This is a genomic window from Phenylobacterium sp. (assembly GCF_965229015.1).
GTDB lineage: Bacteria > Pseudomonadota > Alphaproteobacteria > Caulobacterales > Caulobacteraceae > Phenylobacterium.
This window is the reverse complement of sequence record NZ_CBDDIM010000001.1, coordinates 342,213-358,937: the sequence shown is the minus strand read 5'-3', so window position 1 is coordinate 358,937 and position 16,725 is coordinate 342,213. Positions and strand designations below refer to the sequence as shown.

General features: G+C 67.3%; 15 protein-coding genes. 7 read left to right on the top strand and 8 right to left on the bottom strand.

The annotated features are described in order from the left end of the window. Positions 1–11 precede the first annotated feature (11 nt). Both ACO06I_RS01690 and ACO06I_RS01685 read left to right on the top strand, forming a co-directional pair. Positions 12–869 (top strand): tyrosine-type recombinase/integrase, encoded by an 858-nt coding sequence (locus ACO06I_RS01690; RefSeq protein ID WP_421930896.1) that lies wholly within the window; start codon positions 12–14, stop codon positions 867–869. A gap of 10 nt (positions 870–879) precedes the next feature. Continuing rightward, positions 880–2,100, top strand: coding sequence for an IS91 family transposase (locus ACO06I_RS01685; RefSeq protein WP_421930895.1), 1,221 nt, complete (start codon positions 880–882; stop codon positions 2,098–2,100). Positions 2,101–2,487: 387 nt separating this feature from the next. Here ACO06I_RS01685 and ACO06I_RS01680 read toward each other — a convergent pair whose 3' ends face one another. Together ACO06I_RS01680 and copM are read right to left on the bottom strand one after the other, a co-directional pair. After that, the gene (locus ACO06I_RS01680; RefSeq protein WP_421930894.1) at positions 2,488–3,918 is read right to left on the bottom strand and encodes a beta-propeller fold lactonase family protein; all 1,431 of its coding nucleotides are present in this window, start codon (positions 3,916–3,918) and stop codon (positions 2,488–2,490) included. Beyond that, positions 3,915–4,295, bottom strand: coding sequence for a CopM family metallochaperone (copM, locus tag ACO06I_RS01675; RefSeq protein ID WP_062099748.1), 381 nt, complete (start codon positions 4,293–4,295; stop codon positions 3,915–3,917). The genes ACO06I_RS01680 and copM overlap by 4 nt, the downstream gene beginning before the upstream one ends. A gap of 131 nt (positions 4,296–4,426) precedes the next feature. Here copM and ACO06I_RS01670 point away from each other — a divergent pair, with 131 nt between their 5' ends. The 5 genes from ACO06I_RS01670 (at position 4,427) to ACO06I_RS01650 (ending at position 8,890) form a co-directional block, all read left to right on the top strand. Next, complete coding sequence (locus tag ACO06I_RS01670) at positions 4,427–5,305, top strand: LysR family transcriptional regulator (RefSeq protein WP_062099747.1); 879 nt, start codon at positions 4,427–4,429, stop codon at positions 5,303–5,305. Positions 5,306–5,434: 129 nt separating this feature from the next. After that, positions 5,435–5,788, top strand: a complete 354-nt coding sequence (locus ACO06I_RS01665) for a hypothetical protein (protein ID WP_137803521.1) — start codon at positions 5,435–5,437, stop codon at positions 5,786–5,788. 188 nt (positions 5,789–5,976) lie between these two features. After that, positions 5,977–7,134 (top strand): TDT family transporter, encoded by a 1,158-nt coding sequence (locus tag ACO06I_RS01660; RefSeq protein WP_062095938.1) that lies wholly within the window; start codon positions 5,977–5,979, stop codon positions 7,132–7,134. A 35-nt stretch (positions 7,135–7,169) separates the two neighbouring features. Next, positions 7,170–8,402, top strand: coding sequence for a molybdopterin-dependent oxidoreductase (locus ACO06I_RS01655; protein WP_062095969.1), 1,233 nt, complete (start codon positions 7,170–7,172; stop codon positions 8,400–8,402). Further along, entirely contained in the window at positions 8,399–8,890 is a 492-nt protein-coding gene (locus tag ACO06I_RS01650; protein WP_062095940.1) for a hypothetical protein, read from the top strand. The genes ACO06I_RS01655 and ACO06I_RS01650 overlap by 4 nt, the downstream gene beginning before the upstream one ends. A 12-nt stretch (positions 8,891–8,902) precedes the next feature. Here ACO06I_RS01650 and ACO06I_RS01645 read toward each other — a convergent pair whose 3' ends face one another. The 6 genes from ACO06I_RS01645 to ACO06I_RS01620 form a co-directional block, all read right to left on the bottom strand. Further along, on the bottom strand, positions 8,903–9,214 hold the full coding sequence (locus ACO06I_RS01645; RefSeq protein WP_421930893.1) for a hypothetical protein: 312 nt from the start codon (positions 9,212–9,214) through the stop codon (positions 8,903–8,905). Positions 9,215–9,281: 67 nt separating this feature from the next. Further along, a complete protein-coding gene (locus ACO06I_RS01640) occupies positions 9,282–10,190 on the bottom strand; it encodes an ArdC family protein (protein WP_421930892.1) in 909 nt (302 codons plus the stop codon). Between the two features lie 74 nt (positions 10,191–10,264). Further along, the gene (locus tag ACO06I_RS01635) at positions 10,265–10,576 is read right to left on the bottom strand and encodes a DUF736 domain-containing protein (protein ID WP_374344913.1); all 312 of its coding nucleotides are present in this window, start codon (positions 10,574–10,576) and stop codon (positions 10,265–10,267) included. A 397-nt stretch (positions 10,577–10,973) separates the two neighbouring features. After that, positions 10,974–12,959: a ParB/RepB/Spo0J family partition protein gene (locus ACO06I_RS01630; RefSeq protein WP_421930891.1), complete on the bottom strand. Its 1,986-nt coding sequence runs from the start codon at positions 12,957–12,959 to the stop codon at positions 10,974–10,976. Positions 12,960–13,431: 472 nt separating this feature from the next. Next, positions 13,432–14,271 (bottom strand): hypothetical protein, encoded by an 840-nt coding sequence (locus tag ACO06I_RS01625; RefSeq protein WP_421930890.1) that lies wholly within the window; start codon positions 14,269–14,271, stop codon positions 13,432–13,434. Positions 14,272–14,283: 12 nt separating this feature from the next. Further along, positions 14,284–16,584: a hypothetical protein gene (locus ACO06I_RS01620; protein ID WP_421930889.1), complete on the bottom strand. Its 2,301-nt coding sequence runs from the start codon at positions 16,582–16,584 to the stop codon at positions 14,284–14,286. Positions 16,585–16,725: the final 141 nt, after the last annotated feature.

Genomic DNA, 16,725 nt, shown 5'->3' with positions numbered 1-16,725 from the left:
AGGAGATCCCCATGAGCTCTGCACCCCCCACCCCGCTGCGTCAGCGGATGATCGAAGACATGTCCATCCGCCAGTTCGGCGACAAGACCCAGCACGGCTACGTGGCCGTGGTCGCCGACTTCGCCCAGTTCCTGGGCCGCTCGCCTGACCAGGCCGAGCCGGAGGACCTGCGACGATACCAGCTGCACCTGGCCACCCAAGGCGCCTCGCCGGCCAAGATGAACGCTGCGGTCTCGGCCCTGCGGTTCTTCTTCAAGGTCACCCTGGCTCGTCAGGGCTACGGTGAACGCCTGGCCACAGTGCGCAAGGAAGACCGGCTGCCCGAGGTGCTCAGCCCCGAGGAGGTGGCGCTGCTGCTGCACTGCGCCCCCAGCCTCAAGCACAAGGCCGCTCTCAGCGTCGCCTATGGCTGCGGCCTACGGGTCTCGGAGATCACCCACCTGAAGGTCGGCGACATCGACAGCGCCCGCATGCTGATCCGCGTCGAACAGGGCAAGGGCCGCAAGGACCGCTACGTGATGCTGGCCCCCGACCTGCTGGAGCTGCTGCGCCGCTGGTGGCGCTCGGCCCGGCCGATGGGCTGGCTGTTTCCCGGCCGTGATCCTGGCCAGCCGGTCACCGCCCGCCAGCTCGACCGGGTTTGCAAGGCCGCAGCCAAGGCGGCGGGCCTGGACAAGCGGGTGTCGATGCACACCCTGCGCCATTCGTTCGCCACCCATCTGCTGGAGCGTAAGACCGACGTGCGGGTGATCCAGGCGCTGCTGGGCCACAAGAAGCTGGATACGACGGCCCGCTACACCCGCGTGGCGATCAAGACCCTGGGCGCGGTGAGGAGTCCGCTGTCGCTGCTGCGGCCGCCCACGGCCTGAGCCGCGCGACATGTCCCGGCCACCTCTGGAGGTGGCCGACATCTTCCGCGCCCACGGCCCGGCCTATCGCCGCGCCCAGGCCGGACATCTGAGCCTTGGTCAGCTCAAGGCCATGTCGGCCATCGAGGCCTGTCGCACCGCCGAGTTGGGCGGCCACGTCGGGCGCTGCGACGACTGCCAGCGCCTGGCGGTGAGCTACAACTCCTGCCGCAACCGCCACTGCCCCAAGTGCCAGGGCTCGGCGGCCAAGGTCTGGCTAGCCGAACGCCAGGCTGACCTGTTGCCCGCGCCCTACTTCCATGTCGTCTTCACCCTGCCCGCCCAGATTGCCGCCATCGCCTTCCACAACAAGGCCGTGGTCTATGACCTGCTGTTCAAGACCGCCGCCCAGACCCTGCAGACCATCGCCGCCGACCCCAAGCGCCTAGGCGCGCGGCTGGGCGTGATCGCCGTGCTGCACACTTGGGGCTCGGCCCTGACCCATCATCCCCACGTCCACTGCATCGTGCCCGGCGGAGGGCTGTCGCCAGATGGCCAGCGCTGGATCGCCTGTCGCAAGGGCTTCTTCCTGCCGGTGCGAGTGCTGTCGCGGTTGTTCCGGCGGTTGTTCCTGGACAAGCTCATCGCCCTCCGCGCCCGGGGGTGTCTGCGTTTCTTCGGGGCCCTTGCGCCTCTGGCCGCGCCCCCGGCTTTCGCCGCTTACCTGGCGCCGCTGCGGCGCGCCGAGTGGGTGGTCTACGCCAAGCCGCCGTTCGGCGGACCGGCTGCGGTGCTGGCCTATCTGGCGCGCTACACCCATCGCGTCGCCATCTCCAGCAGCCGCCTGGTCAGCCTTGACGACCAGGCCGTCCGCTTCCGCTGGAAGGACTATCGCCGCGCCGACCCTGCCACCGGCGCGGTAAAGATGGCGACCATGGCCCTGGCGCCGGCCGAGTTCATCCGGCGATTCCTGCTGCACGTGCTGCCGTCCGGCTTCCACCGCATCCGCCACTACGGTCTGCTGGCCAAGGGCCCCAACAGCCTGCCCCTGGACGCGCTGCGCGCGCTGATCCTGGAGCGAACACCGCAACCGGCCGCCGTGCACGCGGCCGCTCCCGAACCCACAGAGCCCAAGGTCCCAGCCATCCTGACCTGCCCATGCGGCGGTGTCGTGCGCATCATCGAGGTCATCGGCAAGGACGGCGCTTGGCGCGCCCGCCCGCTCGCGCCACGGTGGTGTGACAGCTCATGAGCCCGGCCGCGACCATTGTCCCGCCCATGTCCGCCATCGCCCCCTGGCCTCGGCGCAGGACCCGCTGCGCCCGGCGTCCAGCCTCGCCCCAAACGCTATCCAGCCGCCGCCGACTTTGCCGTCTCACCCCGCTTCGAGGCCGACATGTTGGACGTTTGATGTTGTCCGTCGCCACCGCCGAGGCCTTCTCGGCGACCGTCAGCACCGCAGCATCAACCGCTATCGCCATAGCCTGACGCACCTGGGGCGCTGACCGCGGCTTCCTCCCCTGAAGGCTTTCGGAAGCCCGCCCTCAACGCCGGCCGCAGACCTCGTGCAAGGGCCGGCATCCGAAACCCTCAACATAAGCGGAAGTTGGCTTAGCTCTGAAATGCAGACATTCGGGGGCTAGCGCTGCGTCTGAACCACTGTCCCCATGTCGTCCGTCCGGCCTTCGGCAATCACGAGGTAACGGCGCGGCGCCGGCGTGTCGGCGCTGACCACATTGCGCAACGGACCCACCGCGTTGACGACGGCCGACCCCGATGGGCTGGTCATGAAGCCAGCGAGCGGCTGCAGCTTACCCTCGCCCTCGGGATTGTCGGCGATCGCCAGCACATAGGCCGTCTTCGGCGTGAGGCCGACAGCCGCCGCCTGCAGGATCTGCACTTGGCCCTGGTCGAACAGGGTCACTTGGGTAGGCGGTCCGCCCGCGGCGCCCGCGAGTCTCAGGCTGTCCGACTTGGCGGCCATGCCGAGCGGCTGCAGGTTCGCCGTGCCCGGACCGGTCGGGACAGCGTTCGGGACATAGGCCACGCCCTGAGGCGCCTGGCCGATCGGGATGGTGGCGATCACAGTATGGGTGGCCGTATCGATGGCCGCGACCGCGTCGGCATTCTCCAGGCCGACATAAACGCGTGATCCGTCGCCGGATGGCCAGAGGCCATGCGGCAGCGCGCCGACCTTGATCTCGGCCACCTGGGCGAAGCTGTCCGTCCGGAACACTTTCACCGCGTTCTGCGTGCCAACGGTGACATAGGCAAACTGGCCGGCGCCATTGCGTACGATGTTGACGTGGTTGGTGATCGGGCCGGTGTCGAGCGTCTTCAGAACCGCGAACGGCGGCTTGGCGTCGAACACCATCACCTTGCCGATGTCCTTTAGCGTCAACCAGACCTGCTTGCCGTCCGGCGTGGCGGCGATGTCCGGGCAGAACGGGCTTTCCTGCTTCACGCGGCCGACGATCGCCTTGGTCTTGGTGTCGATCACCACGGTTTCGGGGCTGAAGCTGGAGCAGACATAGGCGTACCGGCCATCGGGGGCGAAGATGGTCATGCCCGGGCCGTTGGGCACCTTGATCCGTCCGGTCTCCCTGTAGGTCGCGCCGTCGAGCACCTGCAGATAGTCCTCGCCGCGCACCGCGACCCAGACTTCCTTGCCGTCGGCGGTGAAGAAGGCCTCGTGCGGCGAGCGGCCGACATAGGCTGTGTGCTTCACCGCGTTGGTCGCCGTGTCGATGAAGGTGACGGAGTTGGAGCCGATGGAGATCACCGCCAGCGTCTTGTGGTCCGGCGAGAAGCCCATCCCGTGGACTAGCAACTGGCCCTTGTAGAGCGGGCTCAAATTCATGGGCGTCTGGTCGCCCAGCTTGATGACGCCGAGCAGCTTGTTGGTCGCCGGGTCGATCACCGAGACGGTGTTGGAGAACTGGTCCGACGTATAGAAACGGTCGCGACTGCTCACCGCGATGTCGGGCGCACTCGCGGGCCCAGGCGCTTGCCCGGCCAGGGCCGGCGCGGCGCTGGCGAGCAAAAGGATGAGGGCGAGACTGCGGGTCATTGCGGGTGTCCTTGCGGATGAGTGGCGGGGGTCTCGTCCAGAATCTGCTGCATCACGGCGATCTCCTGGGCCTGTTCGACGATGATGCCTTGGGCCAGGCGACGCAGGCGCGGGTCCTTGCCGTGCTGGAGCTCGACCTTGGCCATGTCGATGGCCCCTTGGTGGTGCGGGATCATCATGCGGGCGAAATCGCGGTCCGGATCGCCGGTCGGCGGCAGCATCATCGCGTGATGCATCCGCGTCATCGCCTCGGTCATCTGCGCGTCGAACCCGTCGACAGCGGCCGTGGCGCTGGAGGTCACGGCAACGGCGGTCAAGGCGGCCAACGCGATCCAGGCAGGGCGTCTGCGACGGACCGGCAATTGAGTCGATGGCATGGTTTGATCCTCAGAGGGCGATCGCACCTTCTACGCGGCAACTCACGCCGTCTAACGGGATCACGGACTAGGAACGTTCGACCAGACCGAACGATCCTAGCGTTACGATCAATAGTGGCTAGGTTCAGCTCGTGACCCTCGAACAGCTCCGCATCTTCCTCGCCGTCGCCGAGCGCCAGCATGTCACCCGGGCGGCTGAAGCCTTGAACCTGACCCAGTCGGCGGTCAGTAGCGCCATCACCACCCTCGAGGGCCGCCACGGCGTCGCGCTGTTCGACCGGGTCGGCCGCAGCATCGTGCTCAATCGCGCCGGTGAGGTGTTTCTGGCCGAGGCCCGCAAGGTCCTGGCCCAAGCGCAGGCCGCCGAGGCGGCCCTGGCCGACCTCAGTGGGCTGGAACGCGGACGCCTGTCTATCCACGCCAGCCAGACCATCGCCAGCTACTGGCTACCGCCGCGGCTAACGCTCTTTCACACTGCACATCCCGGCATCGAGATCGACGTGGCTATCGGCAACACCGCCCAGGTCGCCCGAGCGGTCGCGGAGGGAGACGCTGAGATTGGCTTGGTCGAAGGCGAGGTGGACGATCCGGTTTTGAGCCGTTCGGTGATCGATGAAGAGCAACTGAGCCTTGTCGTCGCCCCATCTCATCCCTGGGCCGCTGCCCACACGGGCGCCGACCTTGATCTGACCAAGACGGCTTGGGTCTTACGGGAACCCGGCTCCGGCACCCGTGCAGCGTTCGAGCACATGCTGGCCGCTCGCCACCTGTCTCTATCCGACCTGAAGATCGCCATGGTCCTGCCGGGCAATGAGGCTGTCCGCTCGGCCGTCGAAGCGGGCGCGGGCGCGGGCGTGATGTCTCAGACCGTCGCGCGACTGGGCGTCGCGCGCAAAGCCCTGGTTGAGATCGCGTTCGATCTGCCGCCTCGGCAGTTCTACCTGCTGCGGCACAAGCAGCGCTATCGCAGCCGCGCGGGGGACGCCTTCCTGGAGATGGCGAAGCCGTAGGGCCCGTTCGTTCGATAATATCGAACGAAGATACAGAAACTTCTCGTTGGATAAGAATGGTCTGACGGCCGAGGGTGATGGTCAAGGAGCGCGCCGCCAAGCGGCCTCCACTCCAACGGAGTGACCCTGATGACCACCTTTACCGCCTTGGCCCCCTACGCCGTGTTCCGCGACACCACGCGCGCCAGCATCCGACCCACCGCAACGGTCGCACGCGCTGACCGTGAGTTCGAAGACCTCCGCCGCGATGCGCCGGACCTTGGGGTCAATGGCGTCCATCCAACGGCCGTCAAAGCCCTGATCGGCGTCTATGCCGCGCTTCTGTTGACCTTCTGGGCCTTCTTCGGCGGGCCGGAGACTGCACTTACCCTGGGCATCATCACCGTTCTGGGCGTCATGTTCTTCGGTCTGCTTGGAGGTGGCATTCTGCTCTCCGACAGCATTCCCAAAGGCGAGCGCGGCCGCGATTTGGGGAATTCCTGAACGGCCAAGTCTCCATCGCCACGGGTTGGATCTCGGGGCGTGAGGCGTTCACCCAGATCATCGTCCTGCCCGTGGCGCTGCTGGCCGGCGCCGTTGTCTTCGGCTCGATCTGGCGCCTCACCGCCGGCTGACGCAACGCCCGGCCTTCCCACGCCTTTCTCTACTGCTCCGCTTCGAAAGCTCGCCCCATGACCGACATCGCCCATATCCGAGCCGTCGCCTTCGGCCTCAAGCCCCTGGCGACCCTGGCCAGTCCCCGTGAGGTTGTCCGCCAGTTCACCCCCAACTGGTTCGCCGCGACCATGGGCACCGGCATCCTGGCGCTGGCCCTCGCCCAGTTTCCGGCCCGCATCCCCGGCCTGCACGCCGTTGCGGAGGGGCTGTGGTGGTTCAATATCGGGCTCTTCAGCCTGTTCACCCTGCTCTACGCCGCGCGCTGGATCTTCTATTTCGATGGCGCGCGCCAGATCTTCGGCCATTCGGTCGTGTCGATGTTCTTCGGCTGCATCCCGATGGGCCTGGCCACCATCATTAATGGCTTCCTGGCGTTTGGCGTCCCCCACTGGGGCGAGACCGCGGTGCAGATCGCCCAGGTCCTGTGGTGGGCCGATGCGGCCATGGCGCTGGCCTGCGGCATCGCCATTCCCTTCATGATGTTCACCCGGCAGACCCACACCATCGATCAGATGACGGCGGTCTGGCTGCTGCCCGTGGTGGCCGCCGAGGTGGCCGCGGTCAGTGGCGGCCTTCTGGCGCCGCACCTGGCCGATACACACCATCAGCTGACCGTGCTGATCACCAGCTACGCGCTCTGGGCCTGCTCTGTCCCCCTGGCGATGAGCATCCTGGTGATCCTGGTCTTGCGCATGGCGGTCCACAAGCTGCCGCATGCGAGCATGGCCGCGTCCAGCTGGTTGGCGCTTGGCCCCATCGGCACCGGCGCGCTTGGCCTGCTGGTCATGGGCGGCGCGGCGCCAGCGATCTTCGCCGCCAACGGACTGGGCGACTATGGCGCGGCGGCCCGCGGCATCGGCCTGATCGGCGGCGTGCTGCTCTGGGGCTATGGCTTCTGGTGGGCGGCGATGGCGGCCCTGATCACCGTGCGCTACCTGCGGGAAGGCCTGCCCTTCAATCTCGGCTGGTGGGGCTACACCTTCCCCATCGGCGTCTATGCGGTTGCTACTCTCAAGCTCTCCACCCTCCTGCCGCTGGCCGCCTTTGCCATCATCGGCGGTGGGCTTGTAATCCTGCTGGCGATCATGTGGCTGGTGGTCGGCGCCCGCACGGTGCGCGGCGCCTGGCGCGGCGACCTCTTCGTCGCCCCTTGCCTCAAGAGCGGCCAATGACCTCGCCTGTCACCCCTCTCAACGCGGAGGCCTTGATGGCCCAGACCCTCAGCGACTCAGTAACCCATCGCCGCCGGTTCCTGGCCGGCGCTGGCCTACTGGCGGCCACGGCCTTCGCGCCCCGGAGTTGGGCCCAGGCGGGCGCTGATCTGCGCTTACCCGGCGGCCCATCGGACCGGCCGCTCACCGACGCCTTCCCCGGCAAGCGCGGCATGATTCTGCAGCGTACCCGGCCTCCGCTGCTGGAGACCCCGATGAGCGTCTTCGACCAGGGCGTGTTCACCCCTAACGACCAGTTCTTCGTACGCTGGCACTGGGCGAACGTGCCAACCGAGGTCGACGCCACAGCGTTCAAGCTGAACGTTCATGGTCGGGTCGGGCGCCCCCTGTCGCTTTCCCTCGCCGACATCCTGGCCATGCCGCGCGTGCAGATGGCCGCGGTCAACCAGTGCTCAGGCAATTCCCGCGGCCTGTTCCAGCCCCGGGTTCCCGGTGCCCAGTGGGCGCACGGCGCCATGGGCAACGCCAAGTGGCTGGGCGTAAGCCTGCGGCATGTCCTCGACATGGTCGGCGTTCAGCCCGGCGCGGTCGCGGTGCGCTTCAACGGCCTTGACCAGCCGGTCGTCGATGGCGCCCCGGACTTCTCGAAATCGCTCGCGGTGGACCATGCCCGCGATGGCGAGGTGATGATCGCCTTCGCCATGAACGGCGAGCAGTTGCCGCTGCTTAACGGCTTCCCGATCCGGCTGATCGTCCCGGGGTGGTTCTCGACCTATTGGGTCAAGATGCTCAGCGACATCGAGGTGCTCGGGGCCCCGGACGACAGTTACTGGATGGCCAAGGCCTACAAGATTCCGGACACGCCACTGGCCAATGTGGCGCCGGGCGCCAAGGACTTCCCGACCGTGCCGATCAACCGGATGGTCCCGCGGTCCTGGATCACCAGCCTGGCTGACGGCTCCAAGGTCGCCTTCCAATCCCAGCTCCCGGTCGGCGGCATCGCCATGGGCGGCGACGCTGGGGTCGCCAAGGTCGACCTTTCAAGTGACGGCGGCAGCTCCTGGACGCCGGCGCGCCTGGGCCCCGACGAGGGCAAGTACAGCTTCCGCCGCTTCGACGGGATGGTCGCCGTCGCCGGAAAGGGTCCCGTCGCCCTGATGGCCCGGTGCACGAATACAGCCGGCGTCAGCCAAGCCATGACGCCGAATTGGAACCCAGGAGGCTTCATGCGCGCCTGTGTCGAGACGACCCACGTGGTGCTGTCATGAGCGACCGGCAGAAGACGCCGTCCTACGGCCGTGCGCTCCTGCAACTTGGCGCCATGGCGGGAGGCTTCGTCATCGCGATCTCTCTTGGCCGCCATGCCTTTGTGGAAAGCCTGAAGCCGCCGCCCGCACCGCCGGCCCCAGCCGCGGCGCCGCCATCCGCAGTGTCAGGGGGCGGTTTCACGCTGACCTCGACAAGCATCGCCTTGCCCGACGACGATCCGCCCTACCCCGCCGGGCCGGGCGCCGACCTGATGAACGGCAACTGCACCGCATGTCATTCGGCCAGCATGGCCCTGACCCAGCCCGCGCTATCGAAAGCGCAATGGACCTCGACCGTCGAGAAGATGCGCGACACGTACAAGGCGACGATCGCTGAAAAGGATATTCCCGCCATCGTCGACTACCTGACCGGCGTCAGCGCCAAGCTAGGAAGCGAGACGAAGCCAGGTCGGCCGGTGAGCGCTGACGCAGGCGGCGCCACGGGCTGACGTAGTGCGCGCTTAGCGTTGGAATATCTGCCGAACGGCTGCGGCCTCTGGCTGATTGATTTTCAGGGTCCGTTCGGCGGCGTCATAGCCCAACGGCAGCATGCACCCATCCACATCCCCTTGGCCTGGGAAGCGGCGATCTTGTCCCGGATCCGCTCGCGTGCCCTCACGCTCGAACTGAGCGAAGAACAGCAGCACATTGAGGGTTAGCCTGCCCATGCTGGTGGTGGCGTTGAAGGCCTGGGTCACCGAGACGAACGAGACGCTTCCGCGCCGCAAACGTGCCATTGGCCAGCGTCGAAGTTCCAGCCCGAAACCGGACATTCCCAACGGCGACTAAGAGTCAGAAGCAGCCTCGCGGCGAGCGCCGTAGCGCCCGCCGCATTACCGCTCAGGCGGCAATCACCTGCGCTTGACGCTGGTGGAGGAAGTCGGCTGCACGCTGGGCGTGGGCGGCGGCGGTGAAAATGAACCGCCGGTCGTCCTTCAGCACCTGCAGCCAGTTGGCGATATAGTTGGCGTGGTCGGGTCGGGGCTCAAGCTCCAGACCCAGATCGGCGCAGAGAAACGCCGCGCCTAGTTCGGCGACCAGTTCTTCGCGGGCATAGCCATCATCACCCCAGCGCTTGCGACCGAAATCGCGGTCGAGCCGGGTCGGGTGCCGGGTCCAGTGGGTGCATTCGTGGGCCAGGGTTGCATAGTAGCCCTCCGGTTCCTCGAAGCATTCGAAGGGCGGCATCTGCACATGGTCGGGCTGCAGAGCGTAGTAGGCCTGGCTGCCGCCGTGGCGGATGTCGGCGCCGGTCGCCGCGAAGAAGGCGTCGGCGTGGTCGATCCGCCGGGCGGCGGCGAGCTTGGGCTCAGGCACGGCATGGAAGTGCGCGGGCAGGCCCTCGACCTGATCAACATTGAAGACGGTGTAGGCCTTCAGGAACGGGATCTGGCGTTCGAAGTCCTGGCCGTCGTCACCGGACTCGGTGCGAGTAATCCGATTGGCGTAGACCACCGTGGAGCCGTGCTCGCCTTTGCGGACGTGGCCCCCGAGCGCCAGCGCTTGGCGGAAGGTAATCCAGATCGGCGCCGTGAAGCCCCGGGCGACCGCTTCGGCCCATAGCAGGATGACGTTTATGCCGCTGTAGGGCTCGCCGGTAGAACGAAGCGGCCGGCTGATCTTTCCGGCCAGATGCTCGGCGGACCAGGGCTTGGTCCAGGGGCGGACACCATTTTCGAGATCGGCGATGATGGCGTTGGTGACCCGGCTGTATAGGTCCGGGCGTGAGCTCTCGTGAGGGCGCGACATGGCGGCCTCCTGTGGTTTGAGTTGTTGGGGGAAGCGGCGCCCCGCCGGGGTGCGGCGGGGCGCTCTGCGGGAGGTCAGTCGGCCTGGCGGCTGCGCGACCAGATCAGGCTGTAGCCCTCGTCGGCGTCGACCAGGCTGGCGTAGATCGGAGCCGGGAAGCTCGGGTCGTCCAGCTTGACCGAGAGGTAGGCCCGGTCCTCCTTGGAGGTCTTCTTCCAGGCGGCGCCGAACTCGGTGGCGCCGGAGAAGATGCGGAAGTCCGGGGCGTTGTCGTTGGCCTTCTCGGCCTTGCGCAGGACCGCCGACTTGACGTTGAGGGTCAGGGTCTTGATCGCGCCGTTGTAGTTGCCGGCGTCGTCCTTGGTGAAGGTGCCGATGGTCGCCATGGTGAAGTCTCCTTGTTCCTCGGACCGCGCCCATCGCGGCCTCGATGGCGATTTCCAGGACGAGGGGCGCTGAGCGCCGCAGCCGTAGGCCCGCAGCGCAGCGGAGGACGCCGGCGACGACTTGTTTGCCGCGCGAGGAATTCGGCGAAGCCGAAGGGGAAAGAAGTCGAGGAGCCGGCGTTGCGGCGATCAGCGGGGCCGGTACGGCCCGAAACCCCTCGGCCCTATCAGGCCAGAGAGGCGGCATGGGTCGGTTGCGAAGGTGAGGAGATCGGCCCGGCGACGGGACCACACCACCGGCGACGCCGGTGTCTTCACGCTAGAAGAAGGGGCCGCGCACCTCTTCGGCGCACGGCCCTAAGTCAGAGAGATAAAGGCCGCAGGCTGCGGCCCGCTCCTAAGCGGCTTCTTCGGTCAGCTCCGACGCCCCGGATTGAACCTCGGGCTCCACCGGGACCGGCCCTCGAAGCAAGCTGGGCAGCCAACCCTTCCCGGCCAGCAACGCCTCAGCCTCCGACGCCATATCGGGCTTCTTCATGCCGCCGATCCGCTCAGCCGCCTCGTCCGACATGGCCTCCCGCACGGCCTCGCCGATCCGCGCCTTGGTGACGCGGCCCAGGTAGCTCGCCACGGTGGCCGACCAATAGCCCGTCATGTCGAGACCCACCGCCTCGGCCAACCGGTCGGCATGCGCCCACGCCCCCGGCTTGCGGTCGACCGGCGTCCGCACCGCATTGACCGTCAGACTCGCGCAATGCGCCAACAGGTCCAAAAGGTCCGTCGCCGCCAGCCCCAGCACGAAAGGCCAGAGGTCAGGCGTCTCCTTTGGCAGACGCACCGCCCACCGCTCATGGCGCTCGGCGATACTGCGTCCAGCGCGGCTCTCATCGATGCCCGGCGCGTGGCCGTCGAGGTAGGTGGACACGCCCTTGATCTCCAAGCAGGAAGCGCGGTCGTAGGGAGGGTAGAAGGCGAACAGCGCCAAGCTGTGGACCACCGCCGACAGCGCGACCGTGGGGCTGGCGCCCAAGGCGTCCCGCAGCGCCAAGGTCCGATGGGCCGTGAGGTCCAGAACCAGACGCTCCGACAAAGGGGCGCCCGAATCCTCCTCGGCCTCATCGACTGCGTCTGCCCCGCCCTCCTCGCGGCCTTCCGTACCGCCCTCCCCCTCGCCGTCAGGCTCCGCTTCGGGATCAGCCTCGGGCTCCGGAATGTCTTCGGGCCTGATCAGCCCCCGCTCGACGCGGGCTACACCGTCCTGTCCGAGGATGACGAACACCCCGCCCCGCGCGATCTCCACAGGTTCGAAGGCATTCCCATCGCCGAAGGCTTCAAGCGCCGCATCAATCTCGGCGAACCGGGCCTCGATCTCGGGCGGAAGCTGCTCGACCGCATCCCACTCGCTGACCAGAGCGTCGTATTCCTCCGAAAGCGCGGACATACGGGCCGCATCCTCGTCAGGGCGCTCCACCGGGTGCGGATAGACGCGGGCGAGGCCGAGCGCGCGCGGGAAGTCGATATGGGCCTCCGCCCATTTCCAACCTTCCTCGTCCCGCACGGTCTGCGCGATACCGGCCAGCTTCTCGGCAACCAGTCGGTCCAGCAGGCCTGCGTCTTCGAACCAGCCGCCGCCGTCCTCGGTGAAGAGGTCGCGCAGGATGGTCCCGCCCGCCTCGCCGTAGGCCTCGGCGCCGACGAAGACCGCCCGCCGATCCGTGGCTGTGACCTTGGCCTCCGTCATGGTGCGGCGGATCAGATAGGGCGGACGATCCGGCCCCAGCTGGTCAAACACCTGTTCCTGCCGGGCGTGATCCTCGCTGACGGCATAGGCCATCATCTGGTCGAGGGTCAGGTCGCCCGCGCGATAGCGCGCCATCAACACCGGACTGACCGCGCCCAACCGGAGACGATGGCGCACGACCTGAGCCGATACGCCGAACCGGGCACCGATCTCCTCGGCGCCTAGGCCGCGCCGCTCGGCCTGCTCGCGGAACGCCTCGAATTCATCCGCCGGGTGCATGCGGAAGCGGGTGACGTTCTCGTCCAGGCTGATCTCGTGGGGATCGTTGTTCAGGTCCACCACACAGCGCACCGGCTCGACCTTCTTGATGGCCTTGCGCTTGGCGAGCAGAGCGAGCGCCAAGCGGCGGCCCTCGCCTATGGTCACCAGATAGAAGCCGGTCGCCGCCCCGGCCTCGTCCGTCTCGGGCTCCACCACGGGCGCCTGCAAGACACCCTTCGTCGCGATGCTGGCGGCCAGGGCCTCGATGTCGGCCTCGGCGTGAGGGGTCCGCCGCGCGTTGCGCGGCGACTTCTTGAGCTTGTTCAGCGGCACGTCGATGACGTCGCCGTCCTGATGAACGATGTGGACTTGTTGGGTCATGGCTAAGCTCCTTGGGGCTTGGGTGCAGGCGCAAGGCGCGCCTGCAGCCCTGCCCGTCGGCGAGACCGGGGGTGCAAACGGAGGGGCGGCTTCGCGGGGAACCGGCTGCAGGGCTGTCGCTGCCCTGCCCTATGCCGGTCCGTCCCAGCCCGAAGCTGGGCGGAAGCCGCTCCGAAGTGCGCCAGGGGCGGAGCCCCAAGCCACGGTCGCGCGCCAGCGCGGCGCCAAGGAGAAGGCTGCAAGGAGCCTGCGCGACCCGACAACGAGAGGGGCGCTGCATGGCGGGAAGCGCCGTCGAGCGGCCGGCGGCGCCGCAGGCGCCCGAAGGGGCGGACCCGTAGGAGCCGCGGCACGCGGCGGGACCGAGCACGCCCGCCGGCCGCTCTCCATCTCCAGGGGGCGTTGCGGGGCCCTCCCCGCTCGAAGGGGTCGGTCGAGATGGAAAGCTCGACCGCAGGGGAAAGCCTTCCCCCTAGTGGCCTAGAATCGTCTGTAACCGCCCTTGCAACGCGGCGGTGAGCGCAACGCGTCCTTCGCCATTGTTCAGATAGCGAATGTAGCGCAGGTGCCGAAGATCGAAGGGAATGTCCTGTTCGGCCTGGGTGACCAAGATGACCTCCCGCCCCAGCGTGTGAGCGATGCCGGCCTCGTAGAAGACATTGGGATTTCGGCCTGTGCAGTCGCAGACCACGACGCGCGCCCGATCGATAAGCGAGACGACGTCCTGGATGATGGCCGGGTTTTCCCAGATGTCGTCGGCCCGGCGCGACCGCAGCCCGACATTGGCGGCGGCCTGCTGGATCGCTTCATAGATCGGGGTGAATCCGGCGTCGAAGGGCATCATCACTGACACCAGCGCCGGCTCGATCTCCTCGTGCTCCTCGATCCGGAAGACTGTCGGCCGCTGGCGCCGAGGCCGGACATTGCGCAGCAAGAAGCGATAGAGATCGACGTCCTTCACCGCCCAGTGATTGCGCGAAAACTCGAAATCATGCGGCATGTCGAGCGCGAGACGCCCAGCGTAGATCGTTTGGTTCCGCAGCGGCGGAACATCGGGATCGAGCGTGTAATCGAACCGCACCTCACGGTTCACAACGCGGGCGCGGGTGACCTGGCCGACGCGGCACACCTCGTCGCCGACGCCCTCGTTCATAAAGAGGCACGGCAGCCGCAGAAGGCGGTCGAGGGCCGGGGCCCCGTCCACCCTGAACTGCGCGATCAGCGGCTCTTCTGTGTATTCGAACACCCGCTCCAGCGGCAGTGATCCCTCCTGCTGGTCCCACTCGAACCAGCGCATGATCAGATTGAACATCGGGCGGGCGTCCTAGTTGTCGAGGTCCGAGAATACGTCTGCGATCGGGTCCGCCCCCCGGCTCGGTGAGTTCCAGGTCGGCCGCGATGCGGGACTCGCCGTCCGGCCCGTGGCACCCGCCTGTTGGGCATAGTAGTGCTCCTCCTCGCGCCGGTTCCAATCCTCGCGCTCGGCCTCTTCCTCCAGTGCTTCGATCCGGGCTCCGATGCGGCCCTTCATGATCTCGAGAACCTCGGCCGCCTCGTCCGGGTCGATCCACATTTCGAGTTGTTCAACGAATTCCAGCAGCCCGCGGAAAGAGTCGCTGGGCGAGTCCTCGGAGTCGTGCCGCGGCTCCCAGTAGTCCATGTAGCTGGACCCGCCATGGCGTAGGTCGTCGACCACCGATACCAGAAGGTCGTCAAACGGCCCCTTGCCGACGACCTCCCGGGCCCAACGGCTGAGACAGCTCGGGATGCCCCATTCCAGCAACCCGCGTCGCACGCGGGACTGCATGAAGGCGAGGTAGTCGGCGGCCACCAGGCCCTCGGGCGCCAGCAGCGCAATGAGGGCTAAGGTCTGATGCTCCAGCCTGCGGCCGTCGCCGAGCAAGGGATGGTTTGCCGTGAGCGGCGTCGTGAAGTAGCGCCGCCGGAACTCGGGCGTCGACCGCATCAGCAGGAAGGCGCGCGGCAGCCGATCCAAGCGGCCGAAATAATGGCTCTTCATGCGCTCGATCAGGCGGTCATAGTGCCCGCGCCCGATCTCAACGATCGCGCCCTTCACCTCAACCCCAGCGCAGACCGCTTCCTCCAAGATGCGTTCGGGCGGCGCGCCCCTAAGGTAGACATCCAACAGCATTGGTGACCGCGCGGCCACCGACGCGAAGGCCTCGCCGATCGACGGATGCCGGTAGCGCCAGACCGGCTCTTCGTCCTCGACCTGGCGGCTGCAAAGTGAGCCCTCAAACGCCGCCAATTCCCTGGAGATTTGTCCCGCCGACACCTCGAAGGCGTCGGTGACCGCCTCCAGGGCTTCGTCCTTGGGCAAGGCGACGGGCAGTTCGCCGCCTTGCATGAAGAGCAGCGCCAGGGCGGCCTGGCCGCCGACGGACAGCCCCCCGATCAGCTCCTCGAGATAGGCCCCCGGATTTGCCACATAGGCGGCGACCTTGTGCGGGACCAGCTCAAGCTGGCCCGTGAACACCTCAAGACCGAGCCGCCGCGCCACTTCGGGGGTGAATCGGGGATGCCGGGCGACTTCCGGGGCCAAGGGCTTGAACTTGGTTCGCCACGCGCGACTGTGGTCTCCGAGCCGAACGTGATTGGCCAGGATTAGCGCCCTGTCGCGGTCGCTGAAATCCTCGACCTTGACCTCAACGATGCCCTTAGAGAACCGCGGAACCGAGGAGAGCTTCAGCTTCGGCTCAACCGCCCGCCAGATGTAGGTGCGCGAGGTGAAGACGAACCGGTTGCCCGCGTCCAAGGCGGCCGCCAGGGTCGGCATCAACCTGTTGAAGGTGTCGGCCGCGAAAAAGTCCGCCTGGGTCGGGCCGAACACGTCGTCGACCCAGAACAGTCGGGCCGGGTCGCCGGGATGCCAATGGCCGGTCAGCTCGTCGAGGCGATGCAGGACGTAGGGCGTAGCGTCAAAACGGTCGTGCGAGGCCACCGACAGCACCCGCGCGATGGTGGATTTGCCAGCGGCGGGCTCTCCGAGAAGGACGACCACGCCGTCCTTGTCCAGCGCCCGAACGGCGGCCCGGTAGGGCTCGGTCGCCACGAACCGGTCGAGATCGGACCGGGACGCCTCCAGAAGGGCGGCGGTCTGTTCCGCCCGCCGCCCGTCCAGGATCAACGACAGGTCGCCGATACCGTAGACGCGCGGCGCCAGGACCCGAAGACGCGCCGAGCGACGGATCTGGCGCACCAGCATGTCGCGCCCGTGGACGTGGCAGGACGCGAATCCGGCTGCCAAGACTTTAGCGCGGATAGCCTTCATGGCGTGGCGCGACACGCTGAAGTTGGTGATGAGCAGATAGGAGTTGAAGCCCTCGGCTAGAAGCGCCGGTAGCTTGCCGAAATCGGCTTTCAGATCTGCCTCGCTCAGCGAGTCCGAGCGTCCCGTGTGCTTAGCCTGGATCGCCCAGGCGCCTCCGGGGATGGCGCTCCCCAGCACGAGCACGCCGTGTTCGCCGTCCACCCCGCCGTCCCAGGTCTTCGCGTAGGTCGTCACCGGCCCGGAGAAGAGATCCTCGGCATAGGCCATCGCCAGGTCCTGGAACGAGGCCCAGCCCAGATCTTCAAGCGCGAGGGGCGACGAGGACGGCAGCATGCGACGAGCCTAGCACCGGGCGAACAGACCGAGAACCGAAACTCGACAGCTCCCCTCCCCCGGGCGAGGCTCGCCTTGAGAGCGTCGACGGCACGTGCCGCGCAACAAGTGAAGGGGCAAGCACATCGATTACACGAATTA